General features: G+C 55.3%; 16 protein-coding genes. 12 read left to right on the top strand and 4 right to left on the bottom strand.

The genetic code is table 11. The features are described 5' to 3' along the window. Positions 1-38 precede the first annotated feature (38 nt). On the bottom strand, positions 39-1,289 hold the full coding sequence (locus tag JTP09_RS03035) for an AI-2E family transporter (protein ID WP_204876857.1): 1,251 nt from the start codon (positions 1,287-1,289) through the stop codon (positions 39-41). 156 nt (positions 1,290-1,445) lie between these two features. Here JTP09_RS03035 and JTP09_RS03030 point away from each other — a divergent pair, with 156 nt between their 5' ends. The 5 genes from JTP09_RS03030 to JTP09_RS03010 all read left to right on the top strand — a co-directional run bounded on the left by JTP09_RS03030 (position 1,446) and on the right by JTP09_RS03010 (position 7,415). Continuing rightward, complete coding sequence (locus tag JTP09_RS03030; RefSeq protein WP_204876856.1) at positions 1,446-2,375, top strand: tetratricopeptide repeat protein; 930 nt, start codon at positions 1,446-1,448, stop codon at positions 2,373-2,375. Between the two features lie 130 nt (positions 2,376-2,505). Then, positions 2,506-3,426 (top strand): ABC transporter ATP-binding protein, encoded by a 921-nt coding sequence (locus JTP09_RS03025; protein ID WP_204876855.1) that lies wholly within the window; start codon positions 2,506-2,508, stop codon positions 3,424-3,426. Beyond that, the gene (locus JTP09_RS03020) at positions 3,411-4,994 is read left to right on the top strand and encodes a hypothetical protein (protein WP_204876854.1); all 1,584 of its coding nucleotides are present in this window, start codon (positions 3,411-3,413) and stop codon (positions 4,992-4,994) included. Before JTP09_RS03025 ends, JTP09_RS03020 begins: the two co-directional genes overlap by 16 nt. A gap of 89 nt (positions 4,995-5,083) precedes the next feature. After that, the gene (locus JTP09_RS03015) at positions 5,084-5,371 is read left to right on the top strand and encodes a DUF3039 domain-containing protein (protein ID WP_204876853.1); all 288 of its coding nucleotides are present in this window, start codon (positions 5,084-5,086) and stop codon (positions 5,369-5,371) included. A gap of 247 nt (positions 5,372-5,618) precedes the next feature. Further along, positions 5,619-7,415 carry a DEAD/DEAH box helicase gene (locus JTP09_RS03010; RefSeq protein ID WP_370592481.1) on the top strand — a complete coding sequence of 599 codons (1,797 nt, stop codon included), beginning with the start codon at positions 5,619-5,621 and terminating at the stop codon, positions 7,413-7,415. Between the two features lie 218 nt (positions 7,416-7,633). On the opposite strand, the gene JTP09_RS10280 is transcribed toward JTP09_RS03010, so the two are convergent. The 3 genes from JTP09_RS10280 to JTP09_RS02995 form a co-directional block, all read right to left on the bottom strand. After that, positions 7,634-8,716 (bottom strand): CAP domain-containing protein, encoded by a 1,083-nt coding sequence (locus JTP09_RS10280; protein ID WP_204876850.1) that lies wholly within the window; start codon positions 8,714-8,716, stop codon positions 7,634-7,636. A 213-nt stretch (positions 8,717-8,929) separates the two neighbouring features. After that, positions 8,930-9,556, bottom strand: coding sequence for an isochorismatase family protein (locus JTP09_RS03000; protein WP_204876848.1), 627 nt, complete (start codon positions 9,554-9,556; stop codon positions 8,930-8,932). A gap of 4 nt (positions 9,557-9,560) precedes the next feature. Then, positions 9,561-10,874, bottom strand: a complete 1,314-nt coding sequence (locus JTP09_RS02995) for a nicotinate phosphoribosyltransferase (protein ID WP_370592480.1) — start codon at positions 10,872-10,874, stop codon at positions 9,561-9,563. A 165-nt stretch (positions 10,875-11,039) separates the two neighbouring features. On the opposite strand from JTP09_RS02995, the gene clpS reads away from it, so the two are divergent. From clpS to JTP09_RS02960, 7 genes are all read left to right on the top strand, one after another. Further along, entirely contained in the window at positions 11,040-11,354 is a 315-nt protein-coding gene (clpS, locus tag JTP09_RS02990; RefSeq protein WP_370592479.1) for an ATP-dependent Clp protease adapter ClpS, read from the top strand. A 3-nt stretch (positions 11,355-11,357) separates the two neighbouring features. Then, positions 11,358-11,939, top strand: coding sequence for a DUF2017 family protein (locus JTP09_RS02985; RefSeq protein WP_204876845.1), 582 nt, complete (start codon positions 11,358-11,360; stop codon positions 11,937-11,939). A 147-nt stretch (positions 11,940-12,086) separates the two neighbouring features. Then, complete coding sequence (gene murI / locus JTP09_RS02980; RefSeq protein ID WP_204876844.1) at positions 12,087-13,091, top strand: glutamate racemase; 1,005 nt, start codon at positions 12,087-12,089, stop codon at positions 13,089-13,091. An 11-nt stretch (positions 13,092-13,102) separates the two neighbouring features. Continuing rightward, positions 13,103-13,948, top strand: coding sequence for an MBL fold metallo-hydrolase (locus JTP09_RS02975; protein ID WP_204876843.1), 846 nt, complete (start codon positions 13,103-13,105; stop codon positions 13,946-13,948). A gap of 32 nt (positions 13,949-13,980) precedes the next feature. Then, positions 13,981-14,721 (top strand): ribonuclease PH, encoded by a 741-nt coding sequence (rph, locus tag JTP09_RS02970; protein ID WP_204876842.1) that lies wholly within the window; start codon positions 13,981-13,983, stop codon positions 14,719-14,721. Position 14,722: 1 nt separating this feature from the next. Beyond that, positions 14,723-15,358, top strand: coding sequence for an RdgB/HAM1 family non-canonical purine NTP pyrophosphatase (rdgB, locus tag JTP09_RS02965; protein WP_204876840.1), 636 nt, complete (start codon positions 14,723-14,725; stop codon positions 15,356-15,358). A gap of 32 nt (positions 15,359-15,390) precedes the next feature. Beyond that, positions 15,391-16,260: a phosphotransferase gene (locus JTP09_RS02960; protein WP_204876839.1), complete on the top strand. Its 870-nt coding sequence runs from the start codon at positions 15,391-15,393 to the stop codon at positions 16,258-16,260. Positions 16,261-16,274 lie beyond the last annotated feature (14 nt).

The following is a 16,274-nucleotide window of genomic DNA, read 5'->3' as shown; positions in this document are numbered from 1 at the left end:
CTATCTGCTGGTGGTCTAATGTGGCTAGCGTTGGATACCTACCTGCGATCTTGAACCGGTATGAAGACCTCTCGTACCAGAATCAGTAGGGAGGCGGCTACCGGAATAGCGATGATTGCTCCGAGTACTCCCCACAGGGCGCCGCCGGCTGCTACAGCAATGATGGCAAGCCCGCCGGGAACTGCCACTGCTTTTGACATGATGCGTGGGGAAATCAGGTACGCCTCAATTTGCAGGTAGATGATGTGGCAGATGGCAAAAAGTAGAGCTGTTTTCCAGCTCACCACGAGACAGACGAGCGACACAAAAATCATGGCGGTGACCCCACCCACCAGGGGGATAAATGCGAGGATAAGCACGAACAGCGCTAGGAGCTGGGGGAAGGGCGCTTGGACGATCAGCATAACAATGAGCGCGAAGCTTGCATTGAGCACAGCAACCAGTGCCTGCCCCGCTACGTATTGACCGACGGAGTGTGTGATTTTCTCGGTCAGGTCTTTGACGCGCGGACGCCGAGACGCTGGCGCCAGGCGAACACCCCAGCTTTTGATGATGGGTAGTGAGGCGAGAAAGTAGATTGAGAGAATAGTGACGATTAGAATGCCCGTGCCAATTTCAGCGATGGTTGATCCGGCACTGATGAGTCCGTTGAAGAAACCGCTCATGACGTTGGAGTCTTGGGTGAGGTGGGCGAAGAAGTCTTGCACTCCGTTATCAATGTAGGAGCGTACTTGGAACTGCTGATCTAAACGGGTGAAGAAATCGGAATTGAGGAAGGTCTCGAGGGTGTCGGGAAAGTCGTTGATGAAGGAAACAGCCTGCTTGCCGACGACAGGCACCGCGTAAACGATGAAACCAGCCACGACCAGTAAAAAGGCGCCAACGACGGTGGCAACACTGGCAAGGCGAGGCAACCCCCAAGCGGTGAGTCTCTGAACCAGCGGCTCTAAACCCAGCGCAATGAAAACGGCACCTGTTACCCAGCCAGCTAATGCGCCTATGTTACTGAAGGCAAACCAAATGATGAGGGCGGCACTGACACCCGAGGTTGCCCAGAAACCGAAGTAAAAGGGGTTGGCAATGGTGCTTGATGCAATGTACTCGCGAGGTGTACTCTCTAGGTTTTCGGGTTTTTCGGGGAGCAACTGGGCGTGTTCTTCTTGGGGCGCAAAGCGAGGTTCGGGGGCGTGGGAGAGCGAACTGCGGTGCGCATGACCCTCCTTAACCTTATTTTTTACTTTGCGCGCTATATGCGAGCCTTTCTTGCGAAAAGATGCCCCGGCGTTCATGGTATGCTCCTGAATTTTTCCCTCAATAACGGTTATAAGTCTAACCCCTGCACCCGGTAGTTACGCTGCTGGCTTGATGGTTGCCTTGAGCTTCTCGGAGGAGCTTTAGAATGGAGCTGAGAGAACACTGACCAATTTTTATGAAAGGGTGTTTTGATGACTCAGCCGACCCAACCTTTACCCCAACAGCCGCAGACACCGATTCCCGCTTCTGTACGCGGTGCCTACGACCTCTCCCAAGCACAAGCTGCTGCGCCTTCGCCTGAACCTGCGGCAGAACCCAGCTGGCGTTTTGATGTTGAAACCCCAGAGGATTTTCAAAAGTACGTTCAGCTCTCTCAGCAGGGCGCGGTAATTTTTGCCCTGTGGGCTGAACACTCACCGGCGTCCAAAGAAACTCTTGAGATTCTTGAACGCACTATTAATACTGCCGGGGGCAATCTTCTACTGGCAGCTGTGAATATTGTTAAGTTGCCCGAAATCGGTCAGGCATTTCAAATCCAGGGCGTGCCGGCAGCTATTGCTGTGATTGCTGGTCAGCCCGCGCCCATGTTTAACTCTCAAGTAGGTGAAGAGCAGATTCTTCAACTGCTGCAGCAGGTTTTGCAGCTCTCCGCCCAGCACCAGCTCCCCGGTGGTTTTGAACCTCACGGTGGGGAAGCAGAGAAGCCTCTGCCGCCGCTGCATCAAAAAGCTGTAGATGCTATTGACGCTGGGGACTTTGCTGGTGCCCGTGATGCCTATACTCAGGCTCTCAACGAGAACCCCGGTGACCGCGATGCCAAGATTGGGCTGGCACAGGTTGGTTTGCTGGAGCGCGTGGGAGATTTGTCGTTGGCGGACGCGCGTGCTGCCGCGGCTGCCAATCCCACTGATGTTCAAGCAGCCTTTAACGTGGCTGATCTTGACGTCACCGGCGGTCATGTTGAGGACGCTTTCAACCGGTTGATTACGCTGTTCAAAGCAGTAGATGCAGAGCAGAAGAATACTGTGCGTGAGCGTTTGCTAGAACTATTTGACGTGGTGGGGTCTGACGATCCCCGAGTGAAGAAAGCCCGCGCTGATTTGATGATGGCTATCTTCTAGTAAAGCTGGCATATTATTGCCCGGATAACTTCATGACCCGCTACCGACCGACAGTAGAAACTGCCCCGGTCGATAGCGGGTTTTGTGCTCTTGCGGGCGCGGTCACCGCTTTTATAGTAATGTGATTTACATGAGTGATATAATCCCGGAACCTTTAAGCAGTGACCAGAATAAAGCTGACTACAACCGCTACGAGACCGAACAGGTAGCCCCCGACTCAAACCTCTCGGTAGGTGCAGCGCCCGCGCGTCCGCCCGTGACGGAAACCCCTGTGACGCCTGAAACAACAGAACCCAGCTCACCTGCAGTCTCAATCTCGGGATTGGTTAAAGTATTCGGTGATAAGGTCGCTGTCGATGGCATCAACTTGGTCGTACCCCGAGGCTCTTTTTACGGACTGGTGGGGCGCAACGGTGCGGGTAAAACCACCACCCTCTCTATGGCTACCGGTATGCTGCGTCCGACCCAGGGTCAGGTGCATATCGGTGGAATTGATGTGTGGCAGCAACCACTGGATGCTAAAAGGCGCGTGGGCGTTCTTCCTGACGGGGTGTATCTCTTTGATCGCCTCACCGGTGAACAGCTCATTACCTACGCGGGGCGTCTGCACGGTTTGGACGCGCAGACCGTCACCGAACGAACCGCTGACCTTCTGCGGGCTATGGATCTAGAAGAAGCAGCTGGACGCGTCGTTGCCGACTACTCTGCGGGCATGACCAAGAAAGTTGCGCTCGCTGCGGCTATGATTCATGCGCCCTCGGTACTGGTACTCGATGAGCCCTTTGAGGCAGTTGATCCGGTTTCTGCCTCGAATATTCAAGATATTCTCAAAGCCTTTGTGGTACACGGAGGCACCGTTATTCTTTCCTCGCACGTCATGGATCTGGTGCAGCGCCTGTGCGATCACGTTGCCATTATGAACGACGGACGTATTCTGGCAGCAGGTACCACCGAAGATGTGAGCCAGGGTCTCAGCCTGGAGGAGCGCTTTATTTCGCTGGTGGGTGGACGCCACGAGGCGGGGGAGGGTATCTCATGGTTAAGATCCTAACCTCTTTGAAATGGGAGTATTTCAAGGCCTCGTTCCGCAATAATATCTGGTCTTTAATCGGTGCAATTTTCGGTGGCTTGTACGCTTTGGGCGCTCTCATCGGTTTCGGTGCTGGCGCTGTTGCCGCAGGCAGCAGCCGTGAAGCAATTTTTATCTTCCTGATTCTTTTTGGCTCTGCTCTGGCACTATTATGGTGGACGGTGCCAGTGGTTGCATCGGGTGCCGATGCCACTTTAGACCCCGACCGTCTGGTGCCCTACCCTCTGACCACTCGTCAGCTGCAGTGGGGGCAGTTTTGGGGCGGTTTTATCGGCTTGCCGGGGTTCATCACCCTTGCCTTTATCGCGGTGGCTACCGTTGCCACTGTGAGACATCCGCTCGTTGCTTTAAGCTACCTGCTGGTAGCACCTGTAGCGGTGCTACTCATTATTTCTTTCTCTCGCTTCATCACCCTGGTAAGTCTGCGTTTGCGCTCTAACCGCAAAACCGCTCAAATCATGAGTGGCGTTGCTTTTGTTCTTCTGATAGGTTTAGGTCCTATTTTTATGGGACTAACTAACCTTCTGTCAGCGGTATGGGATCAGCTGCCTACTATCGCGCGCGTCCTAGGATTTACTCCGTTAGGTGCCCCCTGGGCGGTGCCCGCCCACCTTGCCGTGGGCGATTATCTGTTGGCGGGGTTGAGCCTGGTTCTGGCTCTTATCTACACTGCTGTTGCTTGGTGGCTCTGGCACAGACAGCTAGCTCTGACGATGGTAAATGTGGGGGCATACTCTGGCAATACCGCTAGCAAAACGGTGAACCGCGGCAGTATTGGTCTGCTGGGTGTTTTCCCCGCAACTGCCCGTGGCGCTATCGCAGCCCGCACGGTGCTTACCCTGCTCAAAGACCCGCGCCCAAGCTTGCACGTCATTATGGTGCCGGCACTTTATGTTATCTTCTCGGTGACCGGGATCAACAGCGATGACCCCTTTGTAAATCCGGTGGTTCCCTTCCTTGTACCGGCAATGGCAGGTTATGTCTACGCCTATCTGGTCTCTTACGATAACTCTGCATTCTCTATGCATGTGCTTGCCCCTCTGCGCGGTATTGATGACAGGCTGGGGCGTGCCTACGGTTTGATGCTCGTGTTAGGCCCGATGATTCTCATCGGAACCACCGCCTACATGCTAATCATACATAGCATTACCTACCTACCGATTGTGCTTGCCATGAGCATCATGATGTTCCTCAACGGTATTGGTATGGGCGCTTTACTTGATATGGTGCTTTCCATACCCACGCCACCACCGGGCACCAGCCCCTGGAAAAGCCAGCGCAACCCAGACGGTGTTGCCAAAAGCTTTGTGCAGATGGGCTTTACTATCTTGCTTTTTGCTACCGCCCTTCCCAGCAGCGGCTTCTGGATTGCGTACGCCGTTACACAGAACCCCCTGTGGAGCTGGATTGGTGTTGCCTTTAGCCTGATTTTTGGTCTTGCCTTCTTCTACCTCGGTATCACCATCGGCGCAAAACGCTTTGATCGGCATTCGGCGGACGCTCTCCAGCGGGTGAGTCGCAAAGCCTAGGGTAGGGGGGGGGCAGGGCAGCTTTTTTAGCTCCTCATCATCCCTTAGACTGAAACTGGAAAGACCTCACAGACAAGGAGCATGCCAGTATGTCATCTATTCCCGGCGTTGAAGACCCTTTCGCACCGAGCACCTCAGGCGGTACCGCCGTCCTAGAACGCGAAGAGACCCAGGCTGCTGAGCCCGGCGACCACGAGCGTTTTTCACACTACGTGCGTAAAGAAAAGATTATGGAATCAGCCCTCACCGGTGAGCCGGTGCGTGCGCTCTGCGGCAAAATCTGGACCCCCGGGCGTGATCCTGAGAAGTTCCCCGTTTGCCCCCAGTGCAAAGAGGTGTACGAGGGTCTAGCACCGGGTAAGGATGACGAGCAGTAAGCTCCCCAGACCCAAAGAGCAAAGAAAGTACCGCCTGACGGCGGTACTTTTTTCTTCCTGCAAAACACTATCACTGTGAAACCCGCGATATTCTCACGAATACTGCGGTAACTATCCAGAGACAAAGAAACAGTGTGACTTTCTGCTACCCACTGGGGGTGGGCAAGCGCGGCATACGGGGGCTAGAATCTTAAAGCTGACCCTCTGTGAGCTCAAGAGGGGTAACCCGCACACTATGGAGGTAGAAGTGAGCACTCACGAACAACCCACTTTGTTTGGCGCTGGCGCTGATTTGCCTCCGGCTTACCCCGAACGCGCCGCATGGGGCACAGCCCCTAAACTGCGTGCCTGGCAGCAAGAAGCCATGGAAAAATACTTTGCCACCAACCCGCGCGACTTCATGGCGGTAGCAACCCCCGGCGCGGGTAAAACCACCTTCGCGCTTACCGTTGCTAAAGAACTCTTCAACCGCGGAACCATCAACCGCATGACCGTTGTGGCACCCACCGACCACCTCAAGCGTCAATGGGCGGACGCCGCCGCTCGCGTCGGTATCTCTATTGACCCGAACTTCAAGAACTCTGACGGCTCCCACGGACGCGAGTACCAGGGAGTTGCGCTCACCTACTCCCAGGTCGCCAACAAACCCCTGCTGCACCGGGCACGCACCGAAAACGGGCGCACCCTGGTGATCCTCGATGAAATCCACCACGCCGGTGACTCCCTGAGCTGGGGCGATGGTCTGCGTGAAGCCTTCGAACCAGCCCACCGCCGCTTGGCTCTCACCGGCACACCCTTTCGCTCAGACACCGCCGCTATTCCCTTCGTACAGTACGAAGAAGATAAAGAAGGCATCCGCCGCTCAAAGTCCGACTACTCCTACGGTTACGGGCCCGCCCTCAAAGACCACGTTGTGCGACCGGTCATCTTCATGGCATATTCCGGTCAGATGCGCTGGCGAACCAGCGCAGGCGAAGAAATGGCAGCTAACCTGGGTGAAGGATTCACCAAAGACATCACCGCCCAGGCATGGCGCACAGCCCTTGACCCTCAGGGGCAGTGGATTCCTACCGTCCTTGCCGCGGCAGATAAACGTTTGACCGAAGTGCGTCGAACAGTGCCGGACGCTGGAGGTCTCGTCATCGCTACTGACCACGCCGACGCCAAAGCCTACGCCACGCAGCTACAGAAAATCACCGGTGAAAAACCCGCGGTTATCCTCTCTGACGACAAAGAAGCCTCCAACAACATCGACAAGTTCTCAGAGGGAACCTCCCGCTGGATGGTAGCGGTACGCATGGTATCTGAAGGCGTGGACGTTCCTCGCCTAGCGGTCGGTGTCTACGCTACCTCCACCTCAACCCCGCTCTTCTTCGCCCAGGCAATCGGACGTTTCGTGCGCTCGCGCAAACGCGGCGAAACAGCCTCCGTCTTCTTGCCCTCCGTACCGCAGCTCATGATGCTCGCCAACGAAATGGAAGAAGAACGCGACCACGCCCTCGACCGCAAAACCACCGGCGACGATATACCCCAAGACCCCCTCAACGAAGGTCTCGACGATCACCTCATCAACGAAGCTAACCAAGAAGAAAAAGCATCCGACGAACTCACCTGCGGAAAATTTGAAGCCATCGGCTCCCAAGCCTCATTTCACGGAGTCCTCTTCGACGGCTCAGAATTCTCCATGGGCGGCATGGACGACGCCACCGACGAAGACCAAGACTACCTCGGCATACCCGGACTGCTCGACGCCGACCAAGTAGGCACCCTACTGCGCGCCCGCCAACAAGAATACGCCTCCAAACGTCCAGCATCTGCCCGCACCACCGAACCCAACGTCGTCGACCACCGCCAACTCAAAAACCTCCGCAACCAACTCGCCAAAAATGTCTCAGCCTGGGCAGCCAAAACTGGCAAACCCCACGGTTCTGTTCACAATGAACTTAGAAGAGTATGCGGAGGACCGGCGGTACCTCAAGCTAACGCCGACCAGTTGCAAGCCCGCTTAGATAAGTTGCAGGACTGGTTCTTGGGACGGAAGTAGCCACTTTTCACAGAGTTATCTGTGATGGAACTTTTCTGGAGGGAGATTTCTTGTTCCTCGCTTACTCGGGAAATCTCCCTCCAGCAAGCTAACGCCGACCAGTTGCAAGCCCGCTTAGATAAGTTGCAGGACTGGTTCTTGGGACGGAAGTAACTATAGAAAAGAGGACTTTCCCCGCTGACACGGGAAATCCCCTGAGAAGGTATAAGGCGTTGACTCTAGTATCGAGCGAATACCTGACAACCGAAGACCTTATTGGCAGCGGTTATCGAGACGCCAGCACCGAAATCGGTAAACCCGGGGGTGAGAATATTCCTGCGGTGACCGGGGGAATTCATCCACTGGGTCATCAGCGCTTTCGCCATATCTTGGGCACTGTTTTTCTTCCAGTTATAAGCCACGTTCTCGGCAGCCAGATTCCACCCAGCGGGAATCTGGTCGCTATACGAGGGGTTGTGGTAGAGCGAATCCTCACGAGCCATAACACCTGACCAACCTTGAGCTACCTTCTGGATTGAAAGATTGTGCTTCAAGGCAGGAGACCCGACTTTAGCTCGTTCGGCGTTCACCAAGGGGAGCAGAGCTTGTACGACCTGCTGCTCATAGCTCAAGGACGGAGTCACGGGGCTTACCTTGCCCACGGGCTTGACCTTGTGACTAAAGCGGTAGAGGAAAGCTGCCATGGCATCGCGGTTGATGGGTTCGAGAGGGCGGTATTCAGCGCCGCGGGCAGTAACCCAACCGGTCGAAATGCCTTGAGCGTAGAGCCAGCACATTTCTTTATAGAACTGCTGGCTGGGTACTAGATCGACAAAAGGCGACCGCACCGGGGCTGAGAAGTTCGGTGAACCAGCGTAACGGTAGAGGAAAGCTGCCATGGCATCGCGGTTGATGGGTTCGAGAGGGCGGTATTCAGCGCCGCGGGCAGTAACCCAACCGGTTGAAATACCCTGAGAACGTAGCCAACACATCTCTTTGTAGAACTGCTGGCTGGGCGAAAGGTCGCTGAAAGGCGAAACGGTCGGGGGCGTGAAGGCAGGATAGCCCGCGTGACGGTAAAGGAAGGCTGCCATCGCGTCCCTCTTGATAGAAAGAAGAGGGCGGTATTCCTTGCCGTGAGGGGTATCCCAGCCCGTGGTGATTCCGATGCGAGCGAGCCAGTTGATTTCATGAGAAAAAGCTGTGCTGGGTGGAACGTCAATGAACGTTGCTGCTGAGGCTGCCTGCGGTAGCGTGAGACTAACACCAGCCGCTGTAACACCGGTTAGAAACGCGCGGCGAGAAAAGACGAGATTGCCCATGAGAACTCCTTGTAAGATGAAGCGAATGTGATACGCATCTATCGTATAAAGCCCGAACAGATCTCTAGGAGGTAACGCCCGTGGCGTCCTAAAAAACGAAATGTTACACCTGTAACCAGAGCCACCGCCCCCCACAGTTGTCGATGGATGTACCGAACAACGGGTATACAAAAACCCTCCGGTAACCGCAGCACCGGAGGGCAAGAGAAAAATCTAGAGGGCTTCTGCGAGCGTGATGCCTGCGTCCTCGAGTTCTTCAAGCGCGTCCTCGTAGCCATCCTCAGACACGGGGGAGGTGAGGTCGGTTAGTACGCGAGTTTCGTAGCCTGCATCCACTGCATCAAGGGCGGTTGCTTTGACACAGAAATCTGTGGCGATACCTACAACATCAATATCGGTGATCTCGCGTTCGTTCAGCCAGTCATCGAGGGAGAGCTTGGGGGTGTCATCCTCAACTCGGGCGTTGGCTTCGCGTTCTCCGGTCATCACGGTATCTTCGGGGGCAAGCAGACCCTCAAAACCTGAGTAGGCTGCATCGTAGGTACCTTTGCGAAAGTACGCCTCAATGTAGTCGGTGTCCAAATCGGGGTGAATCTCAGCGCCAGCTGATTCAGCGACGCAGTGTACGGGCCAAGAGTCTTTGTAATCAGGGGTTTCACTGAAATGGTTACCGGGTTCGATGTGCCAATCCTGGGTAGCGGCAATGGCATCGTAGGTGTCATGGGTTCGTTCAACGTATTCACTGATGAGCGCGGCAACCTCGGCACCACGCTCGGTAGCCAGGGTACCACCGGGGCAGAAATCGTTTTGAACATCAACAATAATGAGTGCGCGTGACATATTTTTACCTTTCGGTGGTGACAAATTCGGTGGGAATTACGGGGTCGCCGTTTGAGAGACGGGTGGCTGCCTTGGGCAGCTCCAAGACTGAGGACGCGTGGCGTTTGGTCGCAGCCTGAACGCCGGTAGCACCTGTGTACCCTTTGACAAGTTCACCGTTACGTACCAGATCGACAATGAGTGCGCGGTCGTTAGAGTCTGCGGGGGATTCTGTATCAACGCCAATGACTTCGGCAGTTGCTACCCCGTAGCGGTCAAGCTTGCGAACGGCTTGTTTGACTCCACCAACAGATGCCTTGCCAGCAGATGCCTTGGCAACGGGTTCCATCTTGCCTGCTGAGTTTTCGCGGGCAACGATTTTGTAGACCATGGAGCTGGTGGGTGCGCCCGAGCCGGTGACGAGCTTGGTGCCCACACCGTAGGAGTTCACCGGGGCAGCTGCGAGGGACGCGATGGCGTACTCGTCGAGATCGCTGGTAACAGTGATTTTAGTGTTGTGGTTGCCGAGGGAGTCAAGGAGTTCTCTCACCCACATTGCCTGGGCGATGAGGTCGCCGGAATCTAGCCTGACGCCGCCGAGCTTGTCGCCTGCTAGCTCAATGGCAAGGCGTACCGCTTTTTCAACGTCGTAGGTATCAACGAGCAAAGTGGTGTCGAGACCGAGTGAGTCGAGTTGGGCGCGGAAGGCGTCTTCTTCGCTATCGTGCAGCAGGGTAAAGGCGTGGGCGCTGGTGCCGATGGTGGGCAGATCGTAACGCAGACCGGCTTCTAGGTTTGAGGTGGCGGTGAAGCCCGAGATAATGGCTGCGCGTGCCGCTGCTACTGCTGCTTGGTCGTGGGCGCGGCGCGAACCCATTTCAAGGCAGGGACGCGTTCCTGCGGCAAGAGACATGCGCGAGGCTGCTGATGCCACAGCAGAGTCGTAGTTGAGAATAGAAAGAAGGTAGGTTTCAAGCAACACTGCTTCAGCGAAGGTACCTTGTATCTGAAGTACGGGGGAGTAAGGGAAGAATACCTCTCCCTCGGCGTAGCCTGAGATGTTTCCGCTGAACCGGTAGTTCTCAAGATATTCAAGGGTTTCGTCGTTGACGATGCCCCGGTTAGCTAAGAAGTCGAGTTCTTTGCTGGAGAAGGTGAAATTCTGCAACCCTTCTAAGAATCTACCGGTGCCCGCGAGTACCCCGTAGCGGCGTCCTGCCGGTAGCCTGCGGGTGAACACCTCGAAGGTACACTGGCGGTGCGCTGCCCCCGACTTCAGGGCTGCCTGAAGCATGGTGAGTTCGTAATGATCTGTCAGTAATGCTGTTGATAAAGCCACGGTGTCAAGTCTAATCGGTGCGAGGGGGTTTTACCTAGGCACCGATGGCAGCGAACAGATTGGGGCTAAAACTTCACAAAGTAAAAGCTGGGGGCACACGTGGTTTAGGATAGATGGGAATGTAAGAGTTCGCTGATTACTTGGCGTGGGTTGGGGAGTGAGACTGTGTTTGTATCACCGCTGCTATCGGTAGGCGAGACTGAAACCTTGCCTCGGGCGGATTTTGATGAGGCTGTGAGCCTTGATTCCCCGTGGCAGGTAGTTGTGTGGAATGACCCGGTGAACTTGATGAGTTTTGTGACCTACGTTTTTCGTTCTCACTTTGGGTTTAGCACCGAGAAAGCCCAGCGGCTGATGCTCGCTGTACATGAAGAAGGCAAAGCGGTGGTGTTTACCGGTTCTCGCGAAGAAGCTGAACAGCACACCTCTGCCTTGCACGGTTGGGGTTTGTGGGCAACCTTTGAACGAGTGGAGGTATAAGAGATGGCTGAAGGATTCACCCGCACTACTGCCGGGTACGTTGCTGTTTTCGAACCTGAAGAAGTTCAGCTGCTCACTAAGTTATTTGAGGATGTCGCCCTGACTTTGGAGCCTGAGGCTGCTCAGCATGAGGACGAGTTCGCGCGGTTATTAGGTATTAAGGCGGACGCCGCTGCGCCCACTGATACTGCGGTGTTGCGTATGTTGCCGGTGGCTAGCGATGATCCTGAAGTTGCTGATGAGTTCCGTAAATTCACCGAATTGGGTTTGCGCGAGCAGAAGATGAGGGCTTTGACGCAAGCGTCGATGGACGTGCACAGCGGACGCGTGGTGCTGAACCAGGAGAAAGCCAGAGTGTGGGCGGGCGCTCTCAACGATGTGCGTCTGACCTTGGGCACCCGGTTGAATCTTAAGACTGACGAGGATTCAGCTCGCTTGGAGAAACTCTATTCTGATCCTGAATCTGTTGAGGACATCGAGGGGTATATGGCTTTGCTGTATAACTTCACTACCTGGCTACAGGAGACATTAATGAGCTCAATGCTGGAGAGCCTTGACCTTGCTGAGAATGATGCAAACCGGTAAGCGAGTCGGGTGCGGTGTTGTTACTGTGCTCTGAGTGGGAGAAGAGAGAGAAGCGCAGTAGCGTGATGGCTCCCTCAACGCACTAAAAGGTGTCCGCAACTACAGCTAGCGGGTGCTGATTTCTACTACTGTAGGTTACGAAAGACTATGACATATTCAGCTGAAACCGTTTCGAGTGCGTGGGGCTCTCAGATACCCGCACGCCCCACTCCCAGTGCGCCTATTGGTGTGTTTGATTCTGGTGTGGGTGGGCTGACGGTTGCGCGTGCCATTATGGATCAGCTGCCGCACGAGAACATTATTTATGTTGGCGATACCGCGCACGGGCCTTACGGACCGCTGACTATTGCCCAGGTGCGGGCACATGCTCTGCGTATTATGGATGAGTTGGTCGATTCGGGCGTGAAGATGTTAGTGATTGCCTGCAATACCGCTTCTGCCGCGGTGCTGCGTGATGCGCGCGAGCGTTACACCCGTTCGTACGGTATTCCGGTGGTTGAGGTTATTCAACCCGCCGCGCGTCGTGCCGTTGCCGCGACCCGAAACCGTAAGGTGGGAGTGATCGCCACTGAAGCGACAGTGACCTCGCGTGCTTATGAAGATACTTTTGCTGTTGCCTCTGATATTGAGGTGATATCTGTTGCCTGCCCTCGTTTCGTGGAGTTTGTTGAAAAAGGCATCACGAGCGGTTCGGAACTACTTGAAACGGCGCGTCAGTATTTGCAGCCCTTGAAGGACGCGGGGGTCGATACCGTGGTGTTGGGCTGCACCCATTACCCGTTGCTGACCGGCGTTATTTCATACTTGATGGGTGATGATGTGACCCTAGTGTCTTCATCTGAGGAGAGCGCCAAGGACGTTTTTCGTGCCCTAGTGGAGCACTCGATGGAGCGTTCTGCTGAGCTACCGACCTCCCACGAGTTCTTGGCAACCGGAGAAACCGAAACTTTTGACCGTCTTGTTCACCGTTTTCTGGGCTCGGTGGATGCTCGCGTCCGCCACACTGAATCTGTGGCGGAGCGTTTCCCAACAGGTTCATTAGCCGTGGTGCCAGCTGCACCGACGGTGAATGTTTCACCGGAACTATCAGATCAGCCTAAGGGTTCACCTGCTGATTCAACTTTCCCAGGTCATTCCTCGGGCACTGCGTAAGGAAAAATCCAATGCGTCTTACCATTATCGGAAATTCAGGATCTTTTCCCAGCCCCCATTCTCCGGCGTCATGCTATATGGTGACGGCGACGGATGATGCGGGTAAAACTTGGCGCATTGTGCTTGATATGGGTAATGGCGCTTTTGGCGTGTTGCAACGCCATGTTGATCTCAAAGATGTTGATGCTATTTTGATTTCGCACTTGCACCCCGATCACTGTATCGACTTATCGGGGGTGCACGTGGCGGTGAAGTGGGATCCGCGTGGTTGGGAGAAAGAGCCTATTCCTCTGTACGGTCCTTCAACTCTGCATGATTATTTGCGTCATACACACGGTCATTACGATGAGGTGGGCATGAGCACCGAGTTTAATTTTCACAGTTGGGCTCATCACGAACAAGTACACATTGGTCCTTTCACCGTGACGCCTTTTGAGGTGCTGCACCCTACCGAGGAGCCCTACGCGATGCGCATTGAGTGTACTACCGCTGAGGGTAAAACAGTGCTGACCTATTCGGGTGATACCGATTACTGTCGGGGCATTGTTGAGGCATCGCAGGGTGCTGATTTGCTGCTGTGTGAGGCCGCCTATCAGGAAGGGCGCGACGATGCCCTGCGCGGTATTCACCTTACGGGCAAGCGCGCCGGTCAGGTAGCTGAAGAGGCGGGGGCGCGTAACCTTCTGCTCACGCACCTGCCGGTGTGGACTGACCCTGCAACGGCGCTCGCCGAGGCACAAGAAACTTTTTCTGGGCCCACCGGTATCGCCGAAGTATCGGCAAGCTACCGGGTGCATCCGCAACCGCAACCTACCAACCCGCCTACCACCACCTTATCTGTGGTGCAGCGTCACTAAGATTTTCTAGAGATAAAGAGAGCACAAAAACTATGAGCGAAATTTCTGTACAGCGAGAAGACGGACGCGCCACCGATCAGTTGCGTCCGGTGAAGATTACCCGCGGCTGGTCAGCCAACGCTGAAGGCTCAGCCCTGATTGAATTTGGCAATACCCGCGTGCTGTGTACCGCTTCTTTCACAGAAGGCGTGCCCCGCTGGCTTAAGGGGCAGGGCACCGGTTGGGTAACGGCGGAGTACGCTATGCTGCCGCGCGCGACCGGTACCCGTTCCTCCCGTGAATCAGTCAAAGGCAAGATTGGCGGACGCACCCATGAGATTTCACGTCTGATTGGTCGCTCCCTACGAGCCATCATCGACACCAAAGCACTGGGGGAGAACACGATTGTTCTTGACTGCGACGTACTCCAGGCAGACGGCGGTACCCGCACCGCAGCGATCACCGGTGCCTACGTGGCTTTGGCTGAGGCAATCCAGTGGGCTAAGAATGAGAAGATTCTGCCTAAGAACGCTCAGCCACTGACCGGTTCTGTTGCCGCTATTTCTGTGGGCATTATCGACGGTGTTCCTATGCTCGATCTTCCCTACGTTGAGGACGTGCGTGCTGAGACTGACATGAACGTTGTAGTTACCGGTGAGGGTAAGTTTGTTGAGGTACAGGGCACCGCCGAGGGTGCTGCTTTTGACCGCGATGAACTCAACCAGCTGCTCGATTTGGCGCTGGTGGGCACCACCGAACTGACCCGTATTCAGCGTGAAACCTTGGAGAGCTAAGATGGGCGCGAAAGTAGTACTTGCCACCCACAACGCGGGTAAACTGCGTGAACTACGCGAGATTCTGCGCGGTCGCATTGAAGGTCTTGACGTTGATACCGATGTGGTGTCAGCAGCAGAGGTCAGCCTGCCCGATGTTGTGGAAGACGGAGTCACCTTTGCAGAGAACTCCCTGCTCAAAGCACGCGCCGCAGCCAGCGAGTCCGGTCTTATCGCCATTGCCGATGACTCCGGGCTAGCCGTTGATGTTCTCGGGGGAGCCCCCGGCATCTTCTCTGCCCGCTGGGCTGGGCAGCACGGGGACGACACCGCCAACCTCAACCTGCTACTGGCGCAATTAGCAGATATCGCCGAGGAGCACCGCGGCGCTCGCTTCATGTGCGCGGCGTCCTTGGCAACGCCTAAGGGTGAGACCGCCGTGGAGCACGGAGAGCTTCCGGGCATTTTGCTACGCGAACCCCGCGGAGAAGGCGGCTTTGGTTACGACCCAATTCTTGCCCCCACCGAACTCACCGGAGAACTAGCGGGAAAATCCTGTGCAGAAATTGGTGCGGAGGTCAAAAACTCGATGAGTCACCGCGCTCGGGCATTTACCGCCCTGATTCCCCACCTGCAGAAAGCTCTTGCTGTAAAGTAAGGTGAATCACTGTATAAAGGTTGGTGAGTAGGATGCCCACAGTAGCGCATCTGGAGCAGATGAAGTTTCTGCCCGTCGTGAAGGCAGTCATGACCCAAGCCGGTCTGAACATTGCGATGGATCGCTGGGACGTGCGCAATAGCGGTAGCGCTCATGTGGTTATCAATATGGGCAACCAGCTGAGCGTGCGCGTTGCTAAGACCGACCGCACTGCTTTTTTAGTAGCTAGACGCACTGAAGTTTTGAGGCGACTGCCCACCAACCTTTCCTTTGAAGTTCCCCGACCCATCACCCGCGTTATTACCCGTAACGGGTACACCGCTATTGGCTATACCTGGATTAAGGGTGAACCTCGTAATCCAGGTTCAGCCCCCGAAAAGGCTTTGGCTACTTTAGTAAAAGAGATCCGGGCGGTAGATACCGTGGGCATGGTGCCCTATCTCGATACCCAGCACGCACACTGGGGCGGGACCGACTGGGAGAAAACCTTGCGTGAACAGGTTGTACCGCTACTGCTCAGTAGTAACCAGAAACTAGCCCGCGCAGCCATTGACAGTGTGCTCGCTCTTGAACCGGTTGAACCAACCCTTGTACACGGTGATTTAGCGGGGCATAACATTCTTTGGCAGGGCGATCGTTTGGCAGGGGTCATTGACTGGGATCATACCACCATTGGTGACCCTGCCTTTGACCTTGCCACTTTGGGCAATTGGTACGGCTGGGAGTCCTTGAGCAAAGCGGCAACACCGGCTGAGATCGAACGGGCGCGGGTTCTCTCTCGTCTGCTGGCACTCCAAGCTGTGGCTTACACCCTCAACAACGGTATGGGCGGTGCAATTGTCCGCCTTGCTGTGGAACGCGCCGACGACTGGTTAAGAAGCCACAGGGACGAACTCACATAATCCTTACACCAAGG

The organism is Rothia sp. ZJ1223 (genome assembly GCF_016900985.1).
Classification (GTDB): Bacteria; Actinomycetota; Actinomycetes; order Actinomycetales; family Micrococcaceae; genus Rothia.
Note: the sequence above shows the minus strand (reverse complement) of the source record. Positions and strands in the feature narration are given on the sequence as shown.